This is a genomic window from Streptomyces sp. CNB091 (assembly GCF_000377965.1).
Genome location: NZ_KB898990.1, coordinates 819,569 through 845,789, shown reverse-complemented (window position 1 = coordinate 845,789; position 26,221 = coordinate 819,569). Strand labels below are relative to the sequence as shown.

Below are 26,221 nucleotides of genomic sequence, written 5' to 3'. Positions count from 1 at the left end.
GCATGACGGGATGAACCGACTGCCGAACCCCCACGCCCGGCGTTCCGTACTCCGTCTGCTGGGCGGCGCCCTCGTGTCCGTGCCGCTCGCGGCCTGTGGCACGGAATCCGACTCGCCCTCGCCCTCGCCCGCCGGGACTGCGGCCGAAACTCCCTCGGCCGCGGCGCGGGGCGCCGGGCTCGCCTTCGCGGCGCTGGAGAAGGAGTACGCGGCGCGGCTCGGCGTGTACGCCGTCGACACCGGGACCGGGCGCACGGTCGCCCACCGTGACGGGGAACGGTTCGCCTATGCCTCCACGTTCAAGGCGCTCGCGGCGGGGGCCGTGCTCCGCGAGCACGGGCTGGGCGGGCTGGAGCGGGTCGTCACGTACCGCCGTGAGGATCTGGTCGACCACTCCCCCGTCACCGAGAAGCACGTGGCCACCGGAATGAGCCTGGGCGATCTGTGCGACGCCGCCGTGCGCTTCAGCGACAACACCGCGGGCAATCTGCTGTTCGACGCGGTCGGCGGGCCCCGGAAGCTGCAGGCGGTGCTCGCGGAGCTGGGGGACGGTGTGACCCGAATGGAACGGCGGGAGACCGAGCTGAACGAGTGGACTCCCGGAGCCACCCGTGACACCAGCACCCCCCGGGCCCTGGCCGGGGATCTGCGGGCGTTCGTCCTGGGCGACGCCCTCGGCAGGCCCGAGCGGGCCCGGCTCACCCAGTGGCTCACCACCAACACCACCGGCGGCGAACTGATCCGGGCTGGGGTTCCGGAGGGGTGGACCGTCGGCGACAAGACCGGGGCGGGCAGTACGTACGGGACGCGCAACGACATCGCCGTGGTGTGGCCGCCCGACGCGGCGCCGTTGGTGCTGGCGGTGCTCTCCAACCGGGCGGACGCGGACGCCGACTACGACAACACGCTGATCGCGAAGGCGGCGTCCGCCGCCGTCGCCGCCCTGACCGGGCGGCGGGACCGTCCGTAGCGGAGGGCTCAGGACTCGTCGAGCACGGCGTCGATCTCGCCGAGGAAGTCGTCCAGGTCGCCGGGGTTCCTGGAGGTGATCAGCGGCCAGCCGGAGGCGTCGTCGCGGACCACCGGCTTGTCGACCCAGGTGCCGCCCGCGTTGGTGATGTCGGTCCGCAGCGACGCGTACGAGGTCAGCGTCTTGCCCCGGACGTAGCCGCCCTCGACCAGCGCCCACGGCCCGTGGCAGATGGCGGCCACCGGCCGGCCGGAAGCGGCGAACGAGCTGACGATCCGGGTGGTGGCGTCCTCCAGCCGCAGCGAGTCGGCGTTCAGCGTGCCGCCCGGGACCAGCAGCAGGTCGTACGCGGCGGGGTCCACGTCGTCGAGCGTGAGGTCGGGCCGCACGGTCTCGCCGGGGTCGCGGTCACCGACGAGGGTGCGGATCCCGTCGGCGGAGACCGCCGCCACGCTGACCTGCGCCCCGTGTCCGCGCAGGTGTTTCACGGGGACGACGAGTTCGTCCTGCTCGACTCCGTAGTTGGTGACGATGGCCAGGATCCGGCGGTCGTCGAGAGCGGTGGTGGGCATGGGCTGCTCCGTTCCTGTGGTGTCGTTCTTCCGTCGCCGTTCGTACGCCGGAGTGAGTGTCGTGTCGTCGCGGCGGCTCCCGTTTCGCCGTATCGGCCGGCAGGGGCCCGGGGGCGGCTCATCCGGCCGTGATCCGGACGCACGCGGCGACGGTGTCGCGCAGGCTCCCGGTCCGCGCCAGGATCTCGCGCTGGATCCGCGCCCCGTTCCCGCGCCGGACCACGTCGGCCAGGGCCCGCTCCGCGTCCTCCAGGTCCCCGCTGTCCTCCAGGGCGTCCCGCACATGGTCCAGCAGGGCGCGCAGTACATCGGGGGCGGGCTCCGGGCGCAGGGTGCGGGGGTGGACCAGCCGGTCCTCCAGACCCGAACGGCCCGCCTGCCAGGAGGCCACGCGCAGCAGGGACGTGCTGACGTCCGGGGGCGGCTCACCGGCCCGCCACTGGCGTGCGGCCGTGTCCACCAGCCCTCGTACCAGCGTGGCCAGCAGTACGGTGTCGGCCGGGTCCAGGCAGACGTCCGCGATCCTGACCTCCACCGTGGGGTAGCGGTGCGAGAGGCGCACGTCGAAGTAGACCATCCCCTCGTCCCGGAGCACCCCGGTGCCGATCAGGGACCGCACCTGGGCGTGGTACGCCTCGGCGGTGCCGTGGACCTCCACCGGGCCGGCCGACGGCCAGCGCCCCCACACCCGACTGCGGTAGCTGCTGTACTCGCTGTCCCGCCCCTGCCAGAACGGGGAATTGGCGCTCAGGGCGAGCAGGACGGGCAGCCAGCAGCGCACCCGGTCGATCACGGCTACGCCCTCCTCGTCCGATTCCACCGAGACGTGGACGTGGCAGCCGCAGGTCAGCTGCTCCTGAGCGGTCAGCCCGTAGCGTTCCGCCATCCACCGGTACCGCTCCCCCGTGCCGATCGTCGGGCTGACCGGGAGCGGCGAGGTCGCCAGGGCCACGACCGACGCGCCGACGTCCGCGGCGTGCCGTACCGCCTCGGTGCGCCACTGGTGGACCGAGGCGGCGAGTTCACCCATGTCCGCGCAGGGGTGCGTGGAGAACTCCAGCTGCTGGCTGTGCAGTTCCGGCTCAAAGGCCGACTCGCCGACCGCCTTCTTCTCGGCGATGGCCAGTACCGCCGAGGACAGGGCGCGTGCCTCTCCGCTCGCCGGGTCGACCAGCAGCAGCTCTTCCTCGACACCCACCGTGCGGGCCACGGCACCCTCCCTTCCACGGTCGACGGCGGTCAGGCGGAGAGGACGGAGTCGTCCTCGGGCCGGGCGCCGGGCAACTGGTGGCGGGCGGCGACCAGCGCGCTGTCGACGTCACCCGTGCCGGTCGACACGCACAGCGTGTACGCCACGTCGTCCATGCGCTGCCGGGCCTCCTCGCCGCCGCTCTCCGCGTGCAGCACACGCAGTGCCTCGTACTGCTCGATCAGATTGCGCAGTACCGTGGGATGGGCCATCAGCATGCGGAGCGTCCTTTCGCCGTCATCATCGCGTGGTGTCCTGCTCGCCCGGGTGGGCAACGCCCCGGGTACCCGCCCACGGGCAAGCCACACACCAGGGCACCGCGTCCGACGCTCCGGGCCGCGCGACGCGCTCCCGGCCGGTGGCCGGAGCTCCAATATGGCCGGGGGGCAGGGCCTCCGCATCTTCTCCGCCCCTCCTGGCCGCCTCCCGGCCGCCTCCCGGCAGCGGGGCCCTGTGTCCCGGCCCTCATCGGGCCCCAGGAGTGATCCGCACGGCAGCGGGTACCCAGCAGGGCGCATCACCCGTCCCCCGGTCGCACCGGGGGCAGTACGGAAGGAAGCTCTCATGACCGACCGCAGGCCGGAAGGCACCGCCTACACCGGGGCTTCCGGCAGCCCGCCCCCCGTTCCCGCGGACATGCAGGACCAGCAGACGCAGGAGGGCGAGGACGCTCTCGACATACCGGTGCCGGAACGGGTGGCCCGCCAGGGCGGACACCCCGACCTGGACGAGGCCGGCGCCGGCCGGAACACGCCGCGCAACGCGGGCCCGCACCCCGAAAGGCATCCGACCCCGGACGAGTCGACGGGCTGAGGAGCACGTCCGCGCTCAGGGACTCCGGCCGGGTGGACGCTCCCCCCCCAGGCCAGAGTCCCTGGAGGAGTCCGGGGACGCTCGCCCCTGAGCCCCGGCCCCGGAGGAGTCCGGACGGCTCATCGCGCACGACATGCCCGTGCCCCGGCCCGAAAGGGGCCGGGGCACGGGCATGTGCGCTCAGTGGTGGCCGCGCGCGCTGCTCGACGCGCCGCCGAACAGCCTGGCCAGGGCCCGGAAGGGCAGCGTGACCACGGTGGCGATGGCTCCTGCGATGGAGCGGAGTACATCTGCGATGGCCTTGAGCATGGGTCGCCCTCCATTCCCCCGACCGGCCTTCCGGAAGTTCCGGAACGACCGGTGCGAGATCCACCGCGTACCCGGCACGCGCCGTCCCAACCGGGGAACCGCCCGGCAGGAAGCCGGCCGGTACGCCCTGGAGCCCCGATACGCCCTGGAGCCCCGGAGCGCGCTGCGCTCCGGGGCTCCAGGGTCGGTCAACCCGGATCAGGCGGTGGTGATGTTCTCCGCCTGCGGGCCCTTCTGGCCCTGCGTGATGTCGAAGGTCACCGCCTGGCCTTCCTGGAGCTCACGGAAGCCGGTGGAGTTGATGTTGGAGTAGTGCGCGAAGACGTCGGGACCGCCGCCGTCCTGCGCGATGAAGCCGAAGCCCTTTTCCGAGTTGAACCACTTGACGGTTCCGCTGGCCATGCCCGTACCTCTCAGCAGTAAACGGATCCGCACCGCGCGGACCCGGAGGTGATCGCCCTGGTTCTCAGGCACTGCACAGCAAAACGCCCGCGCCAGGCGCGGGCAGGTACTGCGAACCACGACATCTTCCGGCGACGCTACACGCCGGGATCACTCCTCACCAGAGAGCAACGCCATTTTGCTGTGGATCACCTTCACGGTCACCGGCTCGTACCACACCGACTACGGTCCGTTCAGGGGCCGTCGGCGCCCCTGGCGACACCGCGCGCCCACCGGACCAGCGGCACCTGGAGGGGCGGCCGGGCCCAGGCCGCCACCCGCTGCGGACGGGGCCGGTGGCACCGGTCGACGGCCGTCCGCACATTGGCCGGAAACACACCGATCGAAGAAGCCGGTCGTCGCCCGACGGGCGGCCCTGCGGGGCAACTGGAGGTGACGCACCGGCACTCACGGGATCGGCGGGCGGCCCGGGCCCCCGGGTGCTACTGGATGAACCGGGGCAGCCAGCGGGCCTGGTAGTCGGCGTGGCCGGCGTACTCGGCGGCCAGTTGCCGTACGGCGAAGCCCAGGCCCACCGCACGGCCGGAGCGGAAGTCCTCGGCCGGGCGGTCGGTGTCCAGGTCGGCGACCTCGACGTACTCGCCGAGCATGACCCGGTTCGTCTCGATGCGCTCCAGCGTCCGCGCGGGGTCCTGGAGCGCGATGTGCTCGTCGAAGCCCCGGCCCCGCACCGTGAACGCCACCCCGCCGGTGCGGTCGTGGACCTCGCCCGGCACATCGGCCGGGCACCGCCATCGGTCCCCGCCGGCGGCCAGTGCGACGTGTTCCTCGTCGGCGAGCCGCGCCCGGACGAAGGCCACCATGTCTGCGTTGGCGCCCATTGGATGCCGCTCCCTTGCGCTGATGGATCTCTGCACTCGATACGGGGAGCATTCTGGTGGACCGGACGCGGCGCGATCCACCTCCGCATCCGGTTCACCCCACCGTGTCCCCCTCGTTGCTCGCGGCCAGGTCGGCGAGGACCTTGTGCAGGGGTTCGGTCTTCCGGCGGCGATACTCCTGCACGGCCCAGCCGTTGCCGTCGGGGTCGGTGAAGTACATGAAGGTCGCCCCGTCGTCGGGGGCGTACCGCTGCGGCTCGGAGACCTCGACGCCCCGGCCGACGAGCTCGGCGTGCGCGGCGTCGATGTCGGTGACGCAGAGCTGGAGGCCGTGGTACGTGCCCGGCCGCGGGGTTCCGGTCGGGTTGGGCAGTCCGTCGGTGAGCGCGATCGAGCAGCCGGAACCGGGTGGCGTCAGCTGGACGACGCGGGCGCCGGGCATCACCTCGGCGTCGATGTCGACGTGGAAGCCGATGCTGTCCCGGTAGAAGTCCCGGGCCCGGTCGACGTCGGTCACGGGCAGCACGATCACTTCGAGGGTCCAGTCCATGGGTCAGCTCTCTTTCGCGGGTCGCTCGGCCTCCGGGCCGGGCCGTGGTTCGTCGATGCCCGGCTGCCGTGGCGCGTTCGTGCCGCCGGGCCGTGTCCCGTCCGTTTCTGCGTCGTCCCTCGTCTCACCCGCGAGGGGTGCCGCGCCGCCCTGGAGGCGGGCCAGGTCGGCGGGCCTGACCTGGATGACGAACAGGGCGACCAGGGCGGCGACCACGGCGAAGCAGGCCGCGACGACGAAGGCGCTGGAGACGCCCGAGGTGAGCACCTGGTCGCCCCAGGGCGGTGGCAGCTCGCCGGTCCTGCGGAACTCCAGCAGCTGGGCGGGCGTGCCTTCCTGGAGGAATCTCGGCACCTGGTCGGTGGCTTCGTTACGGCTGGCCGTACCGAACGTCGTGACCAGGATCGACAGGCCCAGGGACCCGCCGACCTGCTGAGTGGCGTTGAGGATGCCGGAGGCGGCGCCCGCCTCCTTCGGGGCGACGCCCGAGACCGCCATGAGGGTCAACGACACGAACTGCATGCCCATGCCGAAGCCGAACACGAGCATCGGGCCGAGGACCGAGCCGAGGTAGGAGCTGTGGACGTCGGTCAGCGTCAGCCAGCCGAGACCGGCTGCGGCCAGCAGCGCGCCCACCACCATGAAGGGTTTCGGTCCCCACCGGGGCAGCAGTTGGGAGGCCAGGCCGGCGCTGACCGCGATGACGGCGCTCACCGGCAGGAAGGCGAGGCCGGCCCGCAGCGGGCTGAAGTCGAGGACGTTCTGCACGAAGAGGGTCAGGAAGAAGAACATCCCGAACATCGCGGCGGCGAGGCTGAGCATCATCGCGTAGGAGCCGGCGCGGTTGCGGTCGCGGAACATCCACAGCGGCGTGATGGGCTGTTTCGAGCCACGTTCGACGGTGATGAACACCGCGAGGAGCACCACGGCCACCACGAACGAGCCGAGGGTCAGCGCGTCGGTCCAGCCGTCCTCGGAGGCGCGGATGAAGCCGTAGACGAGCAGCACCATGCCGACCGTCGAGGTGAGCGCGCCGGCGATGTCGAAGTGGCCCGGACGGCGTGCGGACTCGGGGATGTAGCGAGGGGTCGCGAAGGCGATCAGCAGACCGATCGGAACGTTGACGAACAGGACCCAGCGCCAGTCCAGCCACTCCACCAGCAACCCGCCGGCGAGCAGGCCGATCGCGCTGCCGCCCGCCGAGACGGCCGCGAACACCCCGAACGCGCGGTTGCGTTCGGGGCCCTCGCGAAAGGTGGTGGTGATCAGCGACAGGGCGGTGGGGGAGGCGATCGCGCCGCCGACGCCCTGGAGCGAGCGGGCGGCCAGCAACTGCCAGCCCTCCTGGGACAGCCCGCCGAGCAGCGAGGCGAAGACGAAGAGGAGCACGCCGAAGACGAAGACCCGACGGCGGCCGAGGATGTCGCCGAGGCGTCCGCCGAGCAGCAGCAGGCCGCCGAACGTCAACGTGTAGGCGTTGACGACCCAGGAGAGGTTCTCGGTGGAGAATCCCAGGTCCTTCTGCATGTGCGGAAGCGCGATGTTGACGATGGTGACGTCGAGCACCACCATCAGCTGACACGAGGCGATGACCAGCAGTGCCAGTCCGCCGCGGTGCCGATCGGAGGTGGCCGTATCGGCGGGTGTCGCGTGGGAGCCCGTCATGGTGGGGTTCGTCTCTCGTACCGAGGGCGGTGCGCCCGGTGCGGGCGGCCGGTCTCTGCGTCGGTCGGATGAACGCGGGCGTTCACCCGACCGACGTTATGCCGGAACCCGGAGCCCCGCCATTCGAGCGACCGCCGCCCGCGCGAGCGACCGGATTCACTGGAGTGCGTGGACCGCGGTGCGGTTCACTGGAGTGCGTGGACCGCGGTGCGGAAGAGGACGGGTGCCCGGTGGGCGGCGGCGACGATCAGCCGCCCCGAGGACGGATGGCCGGCGGCGCCCAGCAGGGCCGCGGTGAGCAGGCGGTAGCGTCGCGTGACCCGCGCCCACCGTCGGGGGTAGTCCTCGGGCCGCCCGGCGGTCAGGCAGTCGACCGCGGCCGTCGCGGTGGCCACGGCGAGGGCGATGCCCTCCCCGGTCAGGGCGTCCACGTAGCCCGCGGCGTCGCCGACCAGCAGGACACGCCCGGCCCTGGGGCCCTGTGCCCGTTGGCGCAGCGGTCCGGCCCCGCGTACGGGGGTTGCCCCCGCGCTGCCCGCGAGCCGGGCCGCGAGAGCGGGGAAGGCGGCCAGATGCCGGTCGTAGGGGCGGCGGTCGCGGCTCAGGACGGCCACCCCCACCAGGCGGTCGCCGACCGGGGTCACGTACGCCTCGCCGTGCCGGGACCAGTGCACCTCGACGTGGTCCGTCCACGGGGCGATCGGGTAGTGGCGGCGCAGGCCGTAGCGTCCGGGCCCGGTGACGGGCCGGTCGAGGCCCAGGGAGCGGCGCAGCGGCGAATGGAGCCCGTCGGCGGCGACGAGCCAGCGCGCGGTGAGCCCGGCGGCGGTGACGCTGTCCTCGTCCTGCCGGATCTCCCCCGCCTTCGCGGCGACGACGCGTACGCCGAGGGCGGCGGCCCGCTCGTGCAGGGCGGTGTGGAGTTCGGTGCGGCGGACACCCGCGCCGGGGCCGCCCCGGAAGGCCGCCTCGGCGCTGCGCCGGCCGTCGGTGTAGCGGATGCCGCGCAGTTCGTGGCCGGTCACCCGTACGCCGAGGTCGCGCAGGGCCGCGACGCCGCCGGGCATGATGCCCTCGCCGCACGCCTTGTCGACGGGGGTGGTGCGCGGCTCGACCACCACCGCCTCCAGGCCCGCCGAAGCGGCCCGGATCGCGGCGGCCAGTCCGGCCGGGCCGCCGCCCACGACCAGGACGTCGATCACGCGGGTGCGTCCGCGGCCGGGAGGCGGGCGAGCGCCCCGTCCTCGCACCGGATCCGCACCACCATGAGCACGGCGTTGAGGACGGTGAAGACGAGCGCGGTCGCCCAGGCCCCGTGGACCAGGGGCAGCGCGAGGCCTTCGGCCGCGACGGCGACGTAGTTGGGGTGGCTCAGCCACCTGTAGGGGCCGCCGGTGGCCCGGGGCAGGCCGGGGACCACGATGACCCGGGTGTTCCAGCGGGGGCCGAGGGTGCGGATGCACCACCAGCGCAGCACCTGCGAGGCCACGACGACGGCGGCCATCGTCCAGCCGAGTACGGCCGGGAAGGGGCGTTCAGCGAACCGCACCTCCGCCAGGCAGCCGACCAGGAGCGCGGTGTGCAGCGCGACCATCGCCGGATAGTGCCCGCGGCCCGATTCGACGCCGCCCCGGGCGAGGCTCCAGCGGGTGTTGCGCCGGGCCACGACGAGTTCGGCGAGGCGCTCGGCCGCGACGGCCAGCACCAGGAGGGTGTACCAGGTCGAGGTCATGGGGGTCTCTCCTTCCTACCAGCGCAGCAGCACCAGTTCGCAGCAGAATCCCGGGCCCATGGCCAGCAGCAGTCCGGGGGTGCCCGGCTCGGGGCGGCGCTGTTCGATGGTGTCCCGCAGGACGTGCAGGACCGAGGACGAGGACAGGTTGCCGACGTCGGCCAGCGACCGCCAGGTGACGTCGAGCGCGCCGTCGGGCAGATCGAGGACCTCGGTGACGGTCTCCAGCACCTTGGGGCCGCCCGGGTGGCACACCCAGTGGGCGACGTCCTTCGGCTTGAGGCCGTGCTCGTCGAGGAACTCCCGTACGTCGTCCGCGAGATATTGGCGGACGACGTCGGGGACCGCTGGGTCGAGGACCACGGTGAAGCCGGTGCCGCCGATGTCCCAGCCCATGACGTGCTCGGTGTCCGGGTACATCCGGCTGCGGGTGGCCACGATCTCGGGGCCGGCGACGGCCCGGCGGGCGCCGAGGGCGACCACGGCGGCCGCTCCGTCGCCGAACAGCGCGGTCGACACCAGGTTGGCGGGCGACGTGTCGTGGCGCTGGAAGGTGAGGGAGCAGAGCTCGACCGAAAGGAGCACGGCCACGTCGTCGGGACGGCCGAGAAGGTAGTCGTGCAGCCGGGCCGTCCCGGCGGCTCCCGCGACGCAGCCGAGGCCGAAGACGGGCAGCCGTTTGACGTCCGACCGCATGCCGAGGCGGGCCACGAGCCGGGCGTCGACGGAGGGGGCGGCGATGCCGGTGACCGAGGTGAACATCAGCAGGTCCACATCGGTGGGCCGCAGCCCCGCCGCCCGCAGCGCACCGCGCACGGCCTGGGCGCCGAGGTCCACGGCGGACCGGATGAACACGTCGTTGGACGCACCGAAGCCGTCGAGGTCCCGGTAGCCGTCCAGGGGCAGCACGGTGTGCCGGGTGCGGACCCGGGCGTTCTCGTGGAGCCGGTCCAGGACACGGCGGTCGGCTCCGGGCGGCAGGCAGGTGCGGGCCACCATGTCGGTGACCTCGCGCTGGGTGTGGCGGTGGGGCGGCAGAGCCCCGTGAACCGCGGCGATGCGGGTCATTCTGCCTCCTGGTTCGGTGGCGTCATGGCCCCATCCTGCCCACAAGGTTCGAGGGAACGGCGTAAAGGACCCGCCCGGTCGCCGCATTGACGGGGCGCCAGGCCCCTACGATCGCCCGATGGACGCCACGGACAGGGTGAGCCGGGCCGGAGTGGATCCGGCCGACGCCGGGACGGTCGGAGCGGCGCCCGCCGGGACGGGGCCGGCCGGCGCGGGGCGACGCGGCCGGGTCGTGGGGGTCGCGCTCGCGTGCCACCCGGGGCCGGCGCTCGCGGTGACCGCGCTCGCGTGCGCCCTCGCCCTCGGCTCCGGCCTCGGCGGCCCCCGCTCCGCGCTGGTCACGGCCGCGGTGCTGACCGGCCAGCTCTCGGTGGGCTGGTGCAACGACGCGTACGACGCGCGGCGTGACGCCGATGCCGGCCGCCGGGGGAAACCCGCGGCCGACGGCACGGTCGGGGCGCGTGCGGTGTGGGCCGCGGCAGCGGTCGCGCTCGCCCTGTGCGTACCGCTCTCGCTGGCCTGCGGGATCCTCGCCGGCACGGTGCACCTCGCCGCGGTCACCGCCGCCTGGCTCTACAACCTGCGGCTCAAGGCGACCGCCCTGTCCTGGCTGCCGTACGTGGCCGGATTCGGCGCCCTGCCCGCCGTCGTCGCCCTCTCCCTGCCCGGCGGACCGTGGCCCCGGTGGTGGACGGTGGCGGCCGGCGCACTGCTCGGGTTCGCGGCGCATCTGGCCGACACCCTCCCGGACATCGCGGCGGACCGGGCGGCCGGGATCCGGGGCCTCCCGCACCGGCTGGGCGACCGGGGCACCCGGCTGCTGCTGCCGGTACCGCTCCTCGGCGCCACGGCCGTGCTGGCGTTCGGCCCGCCGGGACCGGTGGACGCCGCGGGCGCCGCGGCACTCGTCCTGGCGGGTGCGGCGTCGCTCGCGGGCCCGGCTCTCGGCCGCCGGTGGCGCAAGGCCGCCCTGGCCGGAGCGGTGGCCGTGGCCGCGGTGGATCTGGCGCTGCTGCTGGCCCGGGGTGCCGCCGGGGCCTGAACAACCCCGCCCGATCTGTGACCTGACGGCACGTCAACCGTGGCACGCGAATGACATGACCATGCGAAGACCGTTGACAAATCAGAAACAGGGCAGAAATCTATGAACCTCTCACCGCAAAAGATTGACTTGTGCACTCAAATATCGTGGAAGCAGAGGGCGTCATGAGATGGAAGCGACTCACCGGACAGTCGATCACCGGGCTGCTGATAGCCGGAATGGTTTCGGTCGGGCTCCTGCCCGTCGCCGCGAGCGCGGCTGAGGCCACCGATCTGGCCCGGGGCAAGCCCGTCGTCGCCAGCGGATCGCACAGCGGGTTCCCGGCCGCCAACGCCAACGACGGCAAGGTCGACAGCTACTGGGAGTCGAACGGGCTGCCGGCCGACCTCACGGTGAAGCTCGGCGCCGACGCGGACCTGGAGTCCGTGGTGGTCAAGCTCAACCCCGACCCGATCTGGGGCAGCCGGACGCAGGACATCCAGGTGCTCGGCCGGAGCCAGGACGGCACCGCGTTCACCTCGCTCCGGGCCCGCGCCGGCTACGCGTTCAACCCGTCGGGCAACCAGAACACGGTGACGATCCCGGTGGACGGCCGGGTCGCCGACCTCCAGCTCAAGTTCTTCGCCAACACCGGGGCGCCCGGCGGACAGATCGCCGAGGTCCAGGTCCTGGGGACGGCCGCGCCCAACCCGGACCTCACCGTGAGCGCTCTGTCCTGGAGCCCCTCCTCCCCGTCCGAGACGGACGACATCACCATCGAGGGGACCGTCCGCAACGCCGGTTCGGCCGCCTCCCCCGCGACGACCGTCAATGTGAGCCTGGGCGGCGTGGTCGTGGGCAGCGCGCCGGTCGGCCCGCTCGCCGCGGGAGCCTCGGCCCCGGTCGCGGTCGAGGCCGGCAAGCGGCCGCAGGGCTCGTACACCGTCTCGGCTCTGGTGGACCCGACCGACACGGTCGTCGAGTCGGACAACGCCAACAACAGCCGTACCACGGCCTCCCCGCTGGTGGTCGGGCAGAGCCCCGGCCCCGACCTGGAGGTCCGCTCCATCTCCTCCAGCCCGGCCAACCCGGCCGTCGGCGCGGCGGTCACCTTAACCGTGGCGGTGCACAACCGCGGCACCAGCGCGGTGAGCGCGGGCACGGTCACCCGTCTGACCGTCGGCTCCACGACGCTCAACGGCACCACACCGGCCATCGCGGCGGGCGCGACCGCCGACGTCACGGTCGGCGGCAGCTGGACGGCGGCGAGCGGCGGCGCGACGCTGACCGCCACCGCGGACGCCACGAACCAGGTCACGGAGACCAGCGAGACCAACAACACCTTCGCCCGCTCCATCGTGGTCGGTCGCGGCGCGGCCGTTCCGTACACGGAGCTGGAGGCGGAGAACGCCGCCTACCGGGGCACGCTGCTGAAGTCGGACGCCGAGCGCACCTTCGGGCACACCAACTTCGCCACCGAGTCCTCAGGACGCGAGTCGGTGCGGCTCAACTCCACCGGCCAGTTCGTCGAGTTCACCTCGACCGCCCCGTCGAACTCGGTCGTCGTGCGCAACTCGATCCCGGACGCGCCGGGCGGCGGCGGCCGCGAGGCGACCATCAGCCTGTACGCCGACGGTCAGTTCGTCCGCAAGATCGACCTCTCCTCGAAGCACAGCTGGCTGTACGGGAACACCGACAGCCCCGAAGGACTCACCAACACCCCCGGCGGCGACGCACGGCGGCTGTTCGACGAGGCGCACGCCCTGCTCACGCAGACCTATCCGGCGGGCACGAAGTTCCGGCTCCAGCGCGACGCGAGCGACAACGCCTCCTTCTACATCATCGACCTGATCGACCTGGAGCAGGTGGCGGCGCCCTCGTCCCAGCCCCCGGGCTGTGTGTCCATCACGACGTACGGCGCGGTGGCGAACGACGGGATCGACGACACGGCGGCGATCCAGCGCGCGGTGACGGCGAACCAGACCGGTCGGATCGACTGCGTGTGGATCCCGGCCGGCCAGTGGCGCCAGGAGCAGAAGATCCTCACCGACGACCCGCTCGACCGGGGCCAGTTCAACCAGGTCGGCATCCGCGATGTGACGATCCGGGGCGCGGGCATGTGGCACTCCCAGCTCTACACCCTCACCCCGCCGCACGAGGCGGGCGGCATCAACCACCCGCACGAGGGCAACTTCGGTTTCGACATCGACGAGAACACGCAAATCTCCGACATCGCCATCTTCGGCTCCGGCACCATCCGCGGCGGCGACGGCAACCACGAGGGCGGCGTCGCGCTGAACGGCCGGTTCGGCAAGGACACGAAGATCAGCAACGTCTGGATCGAGCACGCCAACGTGGGCGTCTGGGCAGGTCGCGACTACACCAACCTCCCGGAGCTGTGGAACCCGGGCGACGGCGTCGAGTTCACCGGGATGCGGATCCGCAACACGTACGCGGACGGCATCAACTTCGCCAACGGCACCCGCAACTCCACGGTCCACAACTCGTCGTTCCGCAACACCGGCGACGACGCGCTGGCGGTCTGGTCCAGCAAGTACGTCAAGGACCAGTCCGTCGACATCGGCCACGACAACAGCTTCCGCAACAACACCATCCAACTCCCGTGGCGAGCCAACGGCATCGCGATCTACGGGGGTTACGGCAACAAGATCGAGAACAACCTGATCTCCGACACGATGAACTACCCGGCCATCATGCTGGCGACCGACCATGACCCGCTGCCCTTCTCCGGGCAGACGCTGATCGCCAACAACGGCCTGTACCGCACCGGCGGAGCCTTCTGGAACGAGGACCAGGAGTTCGGCGCGATCACCCTCTTCCCGCAGAACCTGCCGATCCCCGGAGTCACGATCCGTGACACGGACATCATCGACTCCACCTATGACGGCATCCAGTTCAAGACGGGCGGCGGCCTGATGCAGGACGTCACGATCGAGAACGTCCGGATCGACAAGTCCAACAACGGATCCGGCATCCTGGCGATGGGCGGCGCGCGCGGCAACGCGACGCTCAGAGACGTGACGATCACCGACTCGCGCGACGGCCACGTACTCATCGAGCCCGGTTCGCAGTTCACGGTCACCGGCGCCCCGAACGGCGCACGGTACAAGCGGTAGCCGCTTGTACGCTTCCAGGCCGGCTGATCGCCGCCGGCCTGGAAGCACCTCTTCTCGAGAACACCCCTTTCCACCCGGCGAACTGGGTCCCGCACGGCTCTGGGAAGTGCAGGGGCCCGGGGCTACCCTCCGCGCATGATTCCCACGGTTGTCTGGGGTACCGGCAACGTCGGCCGCGCGGCGATCCGCGCCGTCGAGGCCCATCCGGCACTGGCACTCACCGCCGTCCTCGTGCACGATCCCGCCAAGGTCGGCCGCGACGCGGGCGAGCTCGGCGGGGCCGGGCGCCCGCTCGGGGTCGCGGCCACCGACGACATCGCCGCCGTCCTGGCCGCCCGCCCCCGGGCAGTGGTCTACGCGGCGTCCGGCGACATCCGTCCCGACGACGCCCTCGCCGACATCGGCCGGGCGATCCGGGCCGGCGCGGTGGTCGTCACGCCCTGCCTCTATCCGCTCTACGATCAGCGCAACGCCCCGCCGGAGCTGCGGGACCCGGTCCTGGCCGCCATCGCCGAGGGGGGCGGTTCGCTCTTCGTCTCCGGGGTCGACCCCGGCTGGGGCAATGACGTCCTGCCCCTGCTGGTCAGCGGGCTCGGTACCGAGGTGGACGTCATCCGCTGCCAGGAGATCTTCGACTACTCCACGTACGAGCAGGAGGAGTCGGTGCGCCATCTGATCGGCATGGGGCACCCGATGGACTACGAGCCGCTGATGCTGGCGGAGAGCGTTCCGACGATGGTGTGGGGCGGTCAGATACGGCTCATGGCGCGGGCGTTGGACGTCGAGCTGGACGGGATCCGCGAGACCATGGACCGTCGGGCGCTGGAGTCGACGGTCCGCACACGCACGATGGGAGAGTTCGCGGCGGGCACGCAGGGGGCGGTGCGCTTCGAGGTGCAGGGCGTCGTGGGCGGCGTGCCGCGCATCGTCATCGAGCACATCACCCGGATCCATCCCTCGTGCGCCCCGGACTGGCCGTCCCCGCCCGACGGGGTGGGCGCGCACCGGGTGGTGATCGAGGGCCGCCCCCGTATCGAGGTGACGGTCGAGGCCTCCGACGAGGACGAGAACCGGTCGGCGGGCGGGAACGCCACCGCGGTCGGGCGGCTCGTCTCCGCCGTCGACTGGCTGGTGGACGCGGAGCCGGGCCTGTACGACGCACTGGACGTTCCGCTGCGGCCTGCCGTCGGCAGGCTGGGAAGGAGACCGGCATGATCATCGACATCCCGGAGGGCCAGGAGCCCATCGGTTACGTGTGGGGGGAGATGGTCCCCGGCATCGGCATGGCCGCCGCCGCCTTCTCGATGTCCGTGTACGAGCACACGACGCTGGGGCTGCGGGAGTTCGAGGCGGCCAGGCTGCGGGTCGCGCAGATCAACGGGTGCCTGTTCTGCCTGGACTGGCGGACCGAGCGGGACGGGGCGAAGGTCGAGGAGGAGTTCGCCGGCGCGGTGACCGAGTGGCGTACGACCGGCGCCTTCGACGAGCGCACCCGGCTGGCGGCGGAGTACGCCGAGCGGTACACGCTCGACCACCACGGTCTGGACGACGCCTTCTGGCAGCGGATGACCGCGCACTACAGCCAGGCGGAGATCGTGGAGCTGACGATGAGCATCGGCTCGTGGCTGGCGTTCGGGCGGCTCAACCATGTGCTGGGGATCGACGCGGTGTGCGTCCTGCCCGGTCACGGGTGAGGGGCGGGCTCCTACTGACGGAGTCCGGGGCCGCCGGGTTGGCACTCCCGGCCCCGGGCTCTTTGCGGGTCCCCGCGTCTCGTGGGTCGCCTACAGATCGGTGGCGATGATCCGTTCGATGTTGCGCTCGGCGAGCGCGGTGATGGTGACGAACGGGTTCACGCTGGTGTTGCCGGGAATCAGCGCGCCGTCGATGACGTACAGGCCCGAGTAGCCGTGCAGCCGGCCGTAGTTGTCGGTGGCCTTGTCCAGGACCGCGCCGCCCAGCGGGTGGTAGGTGAGGTGGTCGCCCCAGATCTTGTGGACGCCGAAGAGGTCCGTGCGGTAGATCGTCCCCTCCTTCTGGTTGATCTTGTCGAAGATGGTCTTCGCGGCGTCGATGGACGGCTGCTTCCACGCCGTCTGCCAGTTCAGCTCGGCCTTACCCGCCGCCGCGTTCCAGGTGAACCGGGCCCGGTTCGGGTTCTTGGTGATGGAGAGGTAGAACGAGGCCCACGTCTCGATCCCGGTGGGCAGCGGGGCGACTTCGGCGAACGCCCCGCCGGCTTCCCAGTTGTCGATGCCGCCGGTGGGGATCGACGACTGCACCTTCCCGGTCGGGTCCCAGAGGTGGTTGGCCCGGCCGCACATGACGTTGCCGTTGTCGCCCCACCCCTTGCCGACCTCGCTGTTGAGGAGGGGCAGCGCGCCGGTGGCCTTGAGGCCGACGAGCAGCTTGCTGGTGCCGACACTGCCCGCGGCGAAGAACACCTTGTCCGCCGTGACGGTCTTGGTGGCGGTCGTCCGGCCGACGGTGTCCAGCTGGTCGATGAGCACCGTGTAGCCGCCGCCGGGGGCCGGGGCGACCCTGGTGACCTGGTGGAGCGGGGAGATGGTGACCCGGCCGGTGGCCCTGATCCGGTCGAGGTAGGTCTTCTGGAGCGATTTCTTGCCGTAGTTGTTGCCGTAGAGGATCTCGGCGTCCAGGGCCGACTTGGGGACGGTCCCGGCCGCCTCCTGCTTCATGTAGTCCCAGTCGTAGACGGCGGGGACGAAGAGGAACGGGAAGCCGGAGCGCTGGGCGTGTTTCCGGCCGACCCGGGCGTACTGGTAGCAGTCGACGCTGTCGAACCATGCGGGGTCGATGGTGGTGACGCCCAGTCCGCTGTTGGCGCGCGGGTAGTAGGTGCTGTACATCTCCTCGGCGTTCACCGTGGGGAGGATCGCGCCGAAGTTCTCCCGGCGTGGGGTGACGGCCATACCGCCGTTGACCAGGGACCCGCCGCCTACGCCGCGGCCCTGGTAGACGGTGATGCCGGCGAACTCCTCGGCGTCCAGGATGCCGGTGTAGCGGTTGACGTGCCTGTCGATGGGGAAGCCGAGGAAGTTGCTCAGCGGCTGCTTGGTCCGGGTCCGCAGCCAGAAGGAACGGTCGTCGGGCCTGGTGGTGTTGGCGAAGATCTTGCCGTCCGCGCCCGGCGTGTCCCAGGCCATGCCCATCTCGACCATATGGACGTCGACGCCGGCCTGGGCGAGCCGGAGGGCGGCCACGGAGCCGCCGTATCCGGTGCCGACGACCAGCACCGGCACTCGGGCCCCGGAGCCGATCGGCGCTGCTGCCGCCCGGACTCCCGCCCACGCCGGTGCGGAGTGCCCGGCGATCACCGCAGCACCCAGAAGAGAACCTGTTCCAGAAATGAATCTTCGACGCGAGACACCCTTGGTCTCGCCATCCCGCATGGTGGTGTCGCTCATGTGACACACCTCACTCTCGACAGAGTGCAACAGGTTCTACTGTCGATGGGGTGGTAAGTCACTAGAAACTTCGGGGTAACTTCCCGGTACGCCCGAGGGGCCCCGGACCAGGAGGATGCTGTTGGCCGACAGCATCCATGAGGTCCGGGGCCCCTCGGCATTGGGCGCGCAGGGATCAGTAGGCGCCGAAGACGTTGTCGATCGAGCCGTACCGGTCCGCCGCGTAGTTGCACGCGGCCGTGATGTTGGCGACCGGGTCGTAGCTGTCGGTCGAGGTGCCGGGCACGTGGTAGGCCTGGAAGGTCGGGTCGATGACCTGGAGCAGCCCCTTGGACGGGGTGCCCTTGACCGCGTTGGAGTCCCAGTTGTTGATCGCGGCCGGGTTGCCCGAGGACTCGCGCATGATGTTGCGGTGGATCCCCTCGTAGGTGCCGGGGATGCCCTGCTCGGCCATGACCGCCAGCGACTCCTTGATCCAGCCGTCGAGGTCGTTCGTGTACGTGACGGCCTTCTCGGCGGCCGGAGCGGCCTTTGCCACGGGAGCGGCGTCGACGCGCTCCGAACGGTCGGCACGGTCCGCTTCGGCACCACGTGCGGCGGACGGGGAAGCCTTGGCGGCCTTGTCCGCCTTACCGCCCGAAGAGGCCGCGGCCTTGACTCCGAGACTCAGCTTGATACCGGGCTGAATAAGATCGGGATTCTCTCCGATGATCTTCCGGTTGCCTTCGTACAGCTTCTCCCAGCCGCCGCTGATGGAGTATTCGCGGGCGATCTTGGAAAGCGTTTCACCGGCCGTCACGGAATGCTGGGCGGGCGCGGCCTGCACGGCGGAATTCGCCTGGGGCATCGAGGCGGGCGCCACGGCCTGCTGCGGCGCCGCGGCGGGCGCGGGGGCGGCGAAGGCACTGGTGGCGCCGATCACCGGGAGGGCGAGGACGGCTCCACCGGCGGTCACGGCGGCGAGGCCGCGGCGCAGCGAGGTGGACGGGGAACGACGGTGCTTACCCTGTGCGGGCATGGGGGATTTCCTCTCCGGCGCCTGCGAGGTGAGCTGTCGGGTTCAGACGGGAGATGTCTGGCCGCACGCTCGTGCGACTTCACCCCAAGCCGTTCCGGTTATGGATCGGCGACTTACCTGGGTCCCCCGCTCCTGCCGTGCGTGAGTGGGTTTCGGATTCCCGGACGGCGGCAGGATTCGGCGTTCCATCCGGATTGACGGTGACCGTAGGCGAGAAACGTCGAACAGAACAAGCCCCGCATTCCGGATTCCCTTTTTCACGCAAGATCGAAAGGCGGAATCGCCGGATCGGGCCACTCCGTCACGTCGTCAACTTTCTTCGCACAGAAGGGAACCGATGCTTCCACTTCCGCGTCCGTCCGTCTCGGACGTGACGCTCACCACTCCCTCGCGGTGATGGCGAAAATGAGGCCACGGAAATGCCCCAGCAGCCCCAATAGGCCGCTTATCGATCAAAATGCCCAAAAGAAACAAATCGCCCATACCGGCACGAGAAAACGGGCCAATCGGACACTCTAGGCAGGGCCGATCGAAGGGCCCGCGGGGCGATCGCTTACGGTGTGCGGTGGAGACTAGTAAGCCAACCCTTACCTCCGACGTACGCTGTACCTGCCCGCGTTCGCCCGCCCTGAAGGATCACCACGCCATGACACGCCCCGTCCGCGTCGCCATTGTCGGAGCCGGCCCCGCCGGTATCTACGCTGCGGACGCGCTGCTCAAATCCGAGGTCTGCCAGGACCCGGGGGTCTCCATCGACCTCTTCGAGCGCATGCCCGCGCCCTTCGGCCTCATCCGTTACGGCGTGGCCCCCGACCACCCGCGGATCAAGGGCATCGTCAAGGCGCTGCACCAGGTGCTGGACAAGCCCCAGATCCGGCTCTTCGGAAACGTCAGCTACCCGCACGACATCGGCCTGGACGACCTGCGGTCGTTCTACGACGCGGTGATCTTCTCCACCGGCGCCGAGGCCGACCGGGCGCTCGACGTCCCCGGCATCCAGCTGGACGGCTCCTACGGCGCGGCCGAGTTCGTCTCCTGGTACGACGGGCACCCCGAGGTCCCGCGCACCTGGCCGCTCACCGCGGAGAAGGTCGCCGTGCTCGGCGTCGGGAACGTGGCCCTGGACGTGGCCCGCGTCCTGGCCAAGACGGCGGACGAGCTGCTGCCCACCGAGATCCCGGACAACGTGTACCAGGGCCTCAAGGAGAACAAGGCGCTGGAGGTACACGTGTTCGGGCGGCGTGGCCCCGCACAGGCCAAGTTCAGCCCGATGGAGCTGCGGGAGCTGGACCACTCCCCCAACATCGAGGTCATCGTCAACCCCGAGGACATCGAGTACGACGAGGGCTCCATCGCGACCCGCCGGGAGAACAAGCAGGCCAACATGGTCGCGCAGACCCTGGAGAACTGGGCGATCCGCGATGTCGGCGACCGCCCGCACAAGCTGTTCCTGCACTTCTTCGAGTCCCCGGTCGAGATCCTCGGCGAGGACGGCAAGGTCGTGGCGCTGCGCACCGAGCGCACCGAGCTGGACGGCACCGGCAACGTCCGGGGCACCGGTCGGTTCACGGACTGGGACATGCAGAGCGTCTACCGTGCCGTCGGCTACTACTCGGAGGAGCTGCCCAAGCTCCCCTTCGACGTGGCCTCCGGCACCGTGCCGCACGAGGCGGGACGCGTCATCGCCGGCGACGAGCACATGGCCTCGGTCTACGTCACGGGCTGGATCAAGCGCGGTCCGATCGGTCTGATCGGACACACCAAGGGCGACGCGAACGAGACGGTCGCCTGCGTCCTGGAGGACCGGGCGGCCGGCCGGCTGCCGGAGCCGGCCACGCCCGCTCCGGAGGCCGTCGAGGCCTTCCTGGCGGACCGCGGCGTCCGCTACACGACCTGGGAGGGCTGGCACAAGCTGGACGCCCACGAGCAGGCGCTGGGCGCGGCCCAGGGCCGTGAGCGGATCAAGGTCGTGGAGCGCGAGGGGATGCTGGAGGCCTCCGGCGCCTTCGCGCCGGCAGAGCCGCCGGCCGACGCCTGATCAACGCCTCAGCAGCGCCTGACCGGCAGGACGACTCTCAGGGGGCCGGATCCGGTGCGCCCGCCGTGGGCCCCGGGTCCGGCCTCCTGAACGTGCGCCACAGGTCGGGACCGGGCGCCCGGTCCTCCCGGGGCCGGCGGACCTCCGGGGCCCCGGCCCACCGGGCGGCGAGCAGGATCGCGATGTCGTCGGGGCGGTCGGTGGCCGCCCTGGCCTCTCCGATGACCTGGTCGGCCGTCTCGGCCAGGGGGACCGCGCCGATGCGTTCGACGGTGGCGCGCAGCCGCTCGATCCCCTCGTCGATGTCCGTCCCGGGGCGCTCGATCAGCCCGTCCGTGAACAGGGCGAGCATCGCGCCCGGTTCGAGGCGCATCTCCGTGACCGGATAGGCCGCCTGCCCGTCGATCCCGAGCACGATGCCGCCGGGCAGGTCCAGCACTTCCGTCCGGCCGTCAGCCCGCCGCAGCACGGGCTGCGGATGCCCCGCCCGTACGGCGCGGGCCACTCCGGTCACCGGGTCCAGCGCGATGTAGCAGCAGCTCGCGAACTGTCCCGGGTCGAGGTCGATGAGCAGCCGGTTCGTCCCGCTCATCACCTCCTGGGGATCGTGCTTGCTCAGCGCGAACGCCCGTACCGCACTGCGCAGTTGCCCCATGGTCGCGGCGGCGGAGACACCGTGTCCCTGTACGTCGCCGATGATCAGGGCGAGTTCGTGGCCGGTCTCGATGACGTCGTACCAGTCGCCGCCCACGTCCATGCCCTGGGTGCCGGAGAGGTAGCGCCCCAGGGTGTCCACCCCGTCCACCTCGGGCAGCCGGTGCGGCAGCAGGGCGTTCTGGAGTCCGCGGGCGAGGGCCGACTCGCTGTCGTAGCGCCGGGCGCGCTTCAGGGCCTGGGCGATGAGTCCGGCCAGTGCCGTCAGGACCGTGCGTTCCTCCGGGCTGAAGCCGCGAGGGCGGTCGAACCCGAGGATGCAGGAGCCGACGGGCCGCCCCGAGGCGATCAGCGGCAGGAACGCGCGGGCCCCGACGTCCGCGTCGATCGGAATGCCCGGGTAGGCCTCGGCCAGGCGCTGCATGGACTCGAAGAACATCGGGCGGCCCGTGGTCAGGGTCTCCACCCCGGGAATGCTGACGTCGAGCTCGACCCCTTCGAAACGGTCGAGGAAGCCCTTCGGGAACCCCGTCTCGAAGGCCAGATGGAGATGGCCCTCGTCCAGGAGGTAGATGGCGAGCCGGCGGCCGCCGAACGCGGGCAGCAGCTCCTCCGTGACCACCTCGGAGACCTGACGTGCCGTGACCGCCTCGGTCAGCGCGATGGCGAGGGCCACCGGCCGGTACAGCGCCGAGGAGCGGTCGGCGGTCGAGCCGATGCCGAGGCCGGGCGCGGTGACCGAGCCCGGGGCGTAGTCCGGCCGGTCGGTCTCCTGGAGGACGACGCTCACCCCGTCGTGGCCCGGGTACAGGGAGACCGACAGCCAGCGCGAGGGCGGGCGGCGGGCGAGGAAGTGGACGGGCTCGTCGGCCATCAGGGCGGCCCGGTAGTGGTCCTCGTAGGCCTCGTGCCCGAACCACGGCAGGGCCTGCCACACGACGTGGCCCACGAGCTCCTCCCTGGAGTGGCCGAGCAGCTCCTCGGCGAGGCCGTTCGCGTAGGTGATCCGGCCCAGCCGGTCGAGGGAGAGGACGCCGCGCGGCAGCCGGTCGGCGGCTTCCGCCACGACGGGCCCCGCGCCGAGGTCGACCAGGAAGCCGCTCAGACGGCTGGCGGACGCATCGCCGACCGGGTGCGTCCAGCGCCCGGACAGCTCCAGCAGATGGGACCGGCCGTCGGGGCCGCGCAGCCGCATCCGCCGGACGACCGGTTCGGCCGACTCCACCGTCTGGCGGGCCAGCGCCCACAGCCCGTACACGTCCTCCGGGACGAGCCGTTCGGCGAGCGCGTCCACGGTGCCCGGGAAGGCGGCGGGCTCGAAGCCGAGGATCGAGCAGAGTTCGTCGTCGGCGGCGACCTGCCCGGAGTGCAGGTCCCAGTCGAAGCGGCCGACGCGGACCGGGGGCGTGGTGGCGGCGGGCAGTTGCACGGGGACCGGCTCGGTCTCCCATACGCAGTCGACGCCCCGTTGGTCCAGATCGGTGAGCGCGTCACCGAGTCGGTGGCCCAGGCGGTGCAGCCGGTCGCCGTCGGCGGGGGCCACCGGCTGCCCCGGCGTGGAGGCCCGCAGGATCACCAGCACGCCCAGGCTCCCCCGGGGTCCGGTGATCGGCACCCACAGCGAACCGAACGGGAACGGCAGTCCGGCCATCAGCTGCGGGAACCGGCGCATCGCCTCCTCCGCGTCGGAGAGCAGCACGGGCCGGCCCGAGCGGTAGGCCTCGGACAGCGGGAAGGGCCGGTTCACCTGCATCCGCCACCAGGGCCGGAACAGCGGTCCCGGCAGTCCGGCGAGCACCGCGAGCCGCAGGAGCCCGGGCGTCCGACTGCGGAGGTAGACGCCGCCCGCGTGGCCGTCGCTCGACTCGACGGCGCTGACTAGGGCCTGCGCGAGTACGAGGGACAGTTCGTCGGGCACTCGGCCACCCTCGTGTCCCCCGGCCGCGGCCCCATTTCCGGCGGGCGGGGGATGCCGGGGCGTTCCGTGCCGGGTCACACAGCCAGCATGCTCCCGGTGCCGGGTACCCCGCACCTCCGGCGACCGGCCGCCCCCCGACGGCCGGTCGTCGGACGCGGCCTCAGTACAGCTTGGCGACGGCGGTGCGGGTCGTGTTCCTGAAGCCCTCCAGCGGTGCGCCGTCGAGTTCGCCCAGCTGCCCCCACTCGACGACGGTCACGGCCCTGCCGTCGCGGCCCACGGAGTAGAGCCCGATGTCGGTGGAGCCGACCTCCGGGTAGGACGTGTCGATGCTGTAGACGTGCGCGCCCTCCTCGATGTCGACACGGCCGTGGTAGAGTGCCTCCCCCTCCAGGCCGGGGTCCTGCTCCTTCAGCCGGTCGAGGCAGGTCTCCAGGGCGCTGCGCAGCTCGGCGGCGAGCGCCTTGGCCCGGGCGGTGGTGGTGGCGACCGTGATGGTCTGGCGGGCGCCGGTGTCCAGTTCGGTGCGGAAGTCCCGGTGGCGGGTGCCTGACGCCGGGGCGATGCCGGCGGTGCACACCGACCCTTCCGCGGGCACTCCCTGGCGTACGGGGCCGGCCGTCCAGGGTGTGGTGGAGGCCGGCAGCTGGCCCGCGCTCAGGAACTTCGGCTGGACGGGAGCGGGGGCCGGCGCCGCGGCGGCGGGCGCCTGGGCCAGTGCGGTGACGGCCAGGCCGGCGGCAGCGGCGGTCAGGACTGTGGTGCGAAGGGTGCGCATGGTGAGGTTTCCCCGTTTCGGATGGTGCGGTCAGGTGGTCGTACGGCGTCGCGCCGAGGCGTGCGGAGCCCGCTGAGGGGCCCTGCGGCAGCGGTACGGGAACGAGCACCAGCCTGGGCCGCCGCCCAGGACGCGGACAAGCGCGACACGGGTTCCCGCCGGGCTGGAACCGTCCCACCCCTGGTGACGTGGGTGTTCTCGGGGGGCTGGAACGCCCTGGAACGGCTGTGGGGGAGGTCGAGCGTGTCGGGTGACGCCGAGGGGGCCGCGCGGGTGGTGCTGGCGGAACGGCTGAGCGCGCTGCGGGAGCGGTCGGGCCGGACGTACGCGTCGCTGGCCCGCCGGATCGGGGTCAGCGGCTCGACGCTGCACCGGTACTGCACGGGGCGGACGGTGCCCGCGGAGTTCGCCCCCGTGGAGCGGCTGGCCCGCCTGTGCGGCGCACCGGCCGGGGAGCGGGAGGCACTGCACCGTCTGTGGATCCTGGCGGACCGCGAACGCCTCGATCGCCAGGGGGCGGCGGAGGGGAAGCCGGAGGAGAAGGCTGACGCTGAGCCTGGGGCTGGGACTGGGACTGGAGCTGGGACTGGAGCTGGGACTGGAGCTGGGACTGGGACTGGGGCTGGAGCTGGGGCTGGGGCTGGAGCTGGAGCTGGGGCTGGAGCTGGAGCTGGAGCTGGAGCTGGGGCTGGAGCGGAGGCGGATCCGGCGGAAGTCGTGCCGGTGGACGGATCAGCAGGGGAGACGGTGTCGCCCGGGCGGGGGCCGGCGCTGCCCCACGACGCCGGAGCCGGGCCGTCCGGCGGAGCTGTGTCCGGTCCGCCGCCGGCCGCGGCCCACGAGCCGTCCGGCCCCACCGGCCCTCGCCCGGGGCCGGCTTCCGTCGCCGGTGAGGTGGCCACGATCGACGGGACGCCTCGGGGGCCGGGAACCCGCTCGCGTCGAGCACGCCGGTACGGGCAGGGGCTCGGTGTCCTCGCCGCCGCGGTGCTCACACTCACCCTGGTCGCGGCCTTGGGAGAGACGTCGCTCCCGGGCGCGGACCGGCGCCCGTCGGTGGCCCAGCGGCCGGACGGGCCCCCGGCGCCCGGCCCGCAGCCCTCGCCTTCCGGCTCCCTCACGCCCGGGAAGCCGCAGGGCACGCCGAGCGCCTCCCCGCGCCGATCGCCGTCCGGCGGCGCCCGGCCGGCGACCGTGCCGCCCGGCGTCGAACAGCGCGGGGAGGCGCTCCCCCGGGCGTCTGCGGGTTCGCCGGGCCCGAAGACCGTACGTGTGCCGTTCACCTGGACCGCCGACGACCACGTCTGGAAGAACGGCTGCGACCACTCCTACCTCGTCGACCGGGCGCCTGCCGCCGTCCCGCCGCCCCCGGTCGAGGCAGACGCGGCGTCCTGGGCCGGAGCGCTCGGCGCGGTGCACGCGGGCGAGGCCGGTGTCCGGATCACCTTGCAGGGCAAGGACGAGCGGGCCGTGGTGCTGGAAGCCCTGCGGATCCGCGTGGTCGAGCGTCGTTCGCCGGCGGAGGGCCGGGTCTACCGGATGAGCTCCGGCTGCGGCGGTGCCCTCACCCCGAGGATGTTCGGCGTGGATCTCGACGCGCCCCGCCCCGTCGCCCGCTCGGTCGCGGGCAACGACTCGGGCGAGCCCATCGAGGCGGTCACCTTCCCGTACAGCGTCTCCGTCACCGATCCCGAGGTCCTCCTGATCACGGGTCGCACGGTCGGCTGCGACTGCGACTGGGTCGCGGAGCTGACCTGGAGCGCCGGCGGCCGGTCGGGCACGGTGCGCATCGACGACGGCGGGCGGCCGTTCCGTACGAGCGGGGTGCGGGGGCGGCCGGTGCTCGACTACGACACGGGCACCGGCCGCTGGGTGTCGGTGCCGGACGCCGGGGAGGCCGCGTCCTGAAGCGGCGGCCTCCGCGCGGAGGCGCCCGGGGGCGGATGCGCCCATCCTGGTGGGGGGCGGACTGCCCGCCGCGGACCTGTGCCGGCCGCGGACGCTTGTGGTGGAGGTGC

At 72.2% G+C, this 26,221-nt stretch carries 23 protein-coding genes and 1 riboswitch; of the genes, 8 read left to right on the top strand and 15 right to left on the bottom strand.

Annotated elements, in window-relative coordinates; genetic code table 11:
- The first annotated feature begins 10 nt into the window (after positions 1 to 10).
- Positions 11 to 970 (top strand): class A beta-lactamase, encoded by a 960-nt coding sequence (bla, locus tag D581_RS0103635; RefSeq protein WP_018955869.1) that lies wholly within the window; start codon positions 11 to 13, stop codon positions 968 to 970.
- Positions 971 to 978: 8 nt separating this feature from the next.
- On the opposite strand, the gene D581_RS0103630 is transcribed toward bla, so the two are convergent.
- The 3 genes from D581_RS0103630 to D581_RS0103620 all read right to left on the bottom strand — a co-directional run bounded on the left by D581_RS0103630 (position 979) and on the right by D581_RS0103620 (position 3,009).
- A complete protein-coding gene (locus tag D581_RS0103630) occupies positions 979 to 1,542 on the bottom strand; it encodes a type 1 glutamine amidotransferase domain-containing protein (protein ID WP_018955868.1) in 564 nt (187 codons plus the stop codon).
- Between the two features lie 118 nt (positions 1,543 to 1,660).
- Positions 1,661 to 2,752 carry a glutamate--cysteine ligase 2 gene (locus D581_RS0103625; protein ID WP_018955867.1) on the bottom strand — a complete coding sequence of 364 codons (1,092 nt, stop codon included), beginning with the start codon at positions 2,750 to 2,752 and terminating at the stop codon, positions 1,661 to 1,663.
- A gap of 29 nt (positions 2,753 to 2,781) precedes the next feature.
- Complete coding sequence (locus tag D581_RS0103620) at positions 2,782 to 3,009, bottom strand: DUF5133 domain-containing protein (RefSeq protein ID WP_018955866.1); 228 nt, start codon at positions 3,007 to 3,009, stop codon at positions 2,782 to 2,784.
- Between the two features lie 346 nt (positions 3,010 to 3,355).
- Between D581_RS0103620 and D581_RS0103615 the strand changes: the two genes are divergently transcribed.
- On the top strand, positions 3,356 to 3,604 hold the full coding sequence (locus D581_RS0103615; protein WP_018955865.1) for a hypothetical protein: 249 nt from the start codon (positions 3,356 to 3,358) through the stop codon (positions 3,602 to 3,604).
- 180 nt (positions 3,605 to 3,784) lie between these two features.
- Here D581_RS0103615 and D581_RS1000000141870 read toward each other — a convergent pair whose 3' ends face one another.
- The 8 genes from D581_RS1000000141870 to D581_RS0103575 form a co-directional block, all read right to left on the bottom strand.
- Positions 3,785 to 3,913, bottom strand: coding sequence for an LPFR motif small protein (locus tag D581_RS1000000141870; protein ID WP_018955864.1), 129 nt, complete (start codon positions 3,911 to 3,913; stop codon positions 3,785 to 3,787).
- Between the two features lie 198 nt (positions 3,914 to 4,111).
- A complete protein-coding gene (locus D581_RS0103605) occupies positions 4,112 to 4,315 on the bottom strand; it encodes a cold-shock protein (protein WP_003964323.1) in 204 nt (67 codons plus the stop codon).
- Between the two features lie 482 nt (positions 4,316 to 4,797).
- Entirely contained in the window at positions 4,798 to 5,196 is a 399-nt protein-coding gene (locus D581_RS0103600; protein WP_018955863.1) for a DUF6221 family protein, read from the bottom strand.
- Between the two features lie 94 nt (positions 5,197 to 5,290).
- Positions 5,291 to 5,746: a VOC family protein gene (locus D581_RS0103595; RefSeq protein ID WP_018955862.1), complete on the bottom strand. Its 456-nt coding sequence runs from the start codon at positions 5,744 to 5,746 to the stop codon at positions 5,291 to 5,293.
- A 3-nt stretch (positions 5,747 to 5,749) separates the two neighbouring features.
- On the bottom strand, positions 5,750 to 7,411 hold the full coding sequence (locus D581_RS0103590) for an MFS transporter (protein ID WP_018955861.1): 1,662 nt from the start codon (positions 7,409 to 7,411) through the stop codon (positions 5,750 to 5,752).
- Positions 7,412 to 7,596: 185 nt separating this feature from the next.
- Complete coding sequence (locus tag D581_RS0103585) at positions 7,597 to 8,613, bottom strand: FAD-dependent monooxygenase (RefSeq protein ID WP_018955860.1); 1,017 nt, start codon at positions 8,611 to 8,613, stop codon at positions 7,597 to 7,599.
- A complete protein-coding gene (locus D581_RS0103580) occupies positions 8,610 to 9,143 on the bottom strand; it encodes an isoprenylcysteine carboxyl methyltransferase family protein (protein ID WP_018955859.1) in 534 nt (177 codons plus the stop codon). Before D581_RS0103580 ends, D581_RS0103585 begins: the two co-directional genes overlap by 4 nt.
- Before the next feature lie 15 nt (positions 9,144 to 9,158).
- On the bottom strand, positions 9,159 to 10,211 hold the full coding sequence (locus D581_RS0103575) for a 3-oxoacyl-[acyl-carrier-protein] synthase III C-terminal domain-containing protein (RefSeq protein WP_018955858.1): 1,053 nt from the start codon (positions 10,209 to 10,211) through the stop codon (positions 9,159 to 9,161).
- A gap of 118 nt (positions 10,212 to 10,329) precedes the next feature.
- On the opposite strand from D581_RS0103575, the gene D581_RS0103570 reads away from it, so the two are divergent.
- The 4 genes from D581_RS0103570 to D581_RS0103555 all read left to right on the top strand — a co-directional run bounded on the left by D581_RS0103570 (position 10,330) and on the right by D581_RS0103555 (position 16,063).
- Positions 10,330 to 11,253 (top strand): UbiA family prenyltransferase, encoded by a 924-nt coding sequence (locus D581_RS0103570; protein WP_018955857.1) that lies wholly within the window; start codon positions 10,330 to 10,332, stop codon positions 11,251 to 11,253.
- A 164-nt stretch (positions 11,254 to 11,417) separates the two neighbouring features.
- Entirely contained in the window at positions 11,418 to 14,369 is a 2,952-nt protein-coding gene (locus D581_RS0103565) for a CARDB domain-containing protein (RefSeq protein ID WP_018955856.1), read from the top strand.
- A 135-nt stretch (positions 14,370 to 14,504) separates the two neighbouring features.
- A complete protein-coding gene (locus D581_RS0103560; RefSeq protein WP_018955855.1) occupies positions 14,505 to 15,584 on the top strand; it encodes a dihydrodipicolinate reductase in 1,080 nt (359 codons plus the stop codon).
- Entirely contained in the window at positions 15,581 to 16,063 is a 483-nt protein-coding gene (locus D581_RS0103555; RefSeq protein ID WP_018955854.1) for a carboxymuconolactone decarboxylase family protein, read from the top strand. The genes D581_RS0103560 and D581_RS0103555 overlap by 4 nt, the downstream gene beginning before the upstream one ends.
- A gap of 90 nt (positions 16,064 to 16,153) precedes the next feature.
- On the opposite strand, the gene D581_RS0103550 is transcribed toward D581_RS0103555, so the two are convergent.
- Positions 16,154 to 17,797, bottom strand: coding sequence for a GMC oxidoreductase (locus D581_RS0103550; protein WP_199787765.1), 1,644 nt, complete (start codon positions 17,795 to 17,797; stop codon positions 16,154 to 16,156).
- 175 nt (positions 17,798 to 17,972) lie between these two features.
- Positions 17,973 to 18,815 (bottom strand): LysM peptidoglycan-binding domain-containing protein, encoded by an 843-nt coding sequence (locus D581_RS0103545; protein WP_018955852.1) that lies wholly within the window; start codon positions 18,813 to 18,815, stop codon positions 17,973 to 17,975.
- A 3-nt stretch (positions 18,816 to 18,818) separates the two neighbouring features.
- Positions 18,819 to 18,973, bottom strand: a riboswitch (cyclic di-AMP (ydaO/yuaA leader).
- A gap of 488 nt (positions 18,974 to 19,461) precedes the next feature.
- Here D581_RS0103545 and D581_RS0103540 point away from each other — a divergent pair.
- Positions 19,462 to 20,853: an FAD-dependent oxidoreductase gene (locus tag D581_RS0103540; protein WP_018955851.1), complete on the top strand. Its 1,392-nt coding sequence runs from the start codon at positions 19,462 to 19,464 to the stop codon at positions 20,851 to 20,853.
- Positions 20,854 to 20,890: 37 nt separating this feature from the next.
- Here the strand turns inward: D581_RS0103540 and D581_RS0103535 are convergent, their stop codons facing one another.
- Together D581_RS0103535 and D581_RS0103530 are read right to left on the bottom strand one after the other, a co-directional pair.
- Complete coding sequence (locus tag D581_RS0103535; RefSeq protein WP_018955850.1) at positions 20,891 to 23,425, bottom strand: SpoIIE family protein phosphatase; 2,535 nt, start codon at positions 23,423 to 23,425, stop codon at positions 20,891 to 20,893.
- A gap of 160 nt (positions 23,426 to 23,585) precedes the next feature.
- Positions 23,586 to 24,203, bottom strand: a complete 618-nt coding sequence (locus D581_RS0103530; RefSeq protein WP_018955849.1) for a hypothetical protein — start codon at positions 24,201 to 24,203, stop codon at positions 23,586 to 23,588.
- 243 nt (positions 24,204 to 24,446) lie between these two features.
- Between D581_RS0103530 and D581_RS01000000136785 the strand changes: the two genes are divergently transcribed.
- Positions 24,447 to 26,111, top strand: a complete 1,665-nt coding sequence (locus tag D581_RS01000000136785; RefSeq protein WP_051114535.1) for a helix-turn-helix domain-containing protein — start codon at positions 24,447 to 24,449, stop codon at positions 26,109 to 26,111.
- Positions 26,112 to 26,221 lie beyond the last annotated feature (110 nt).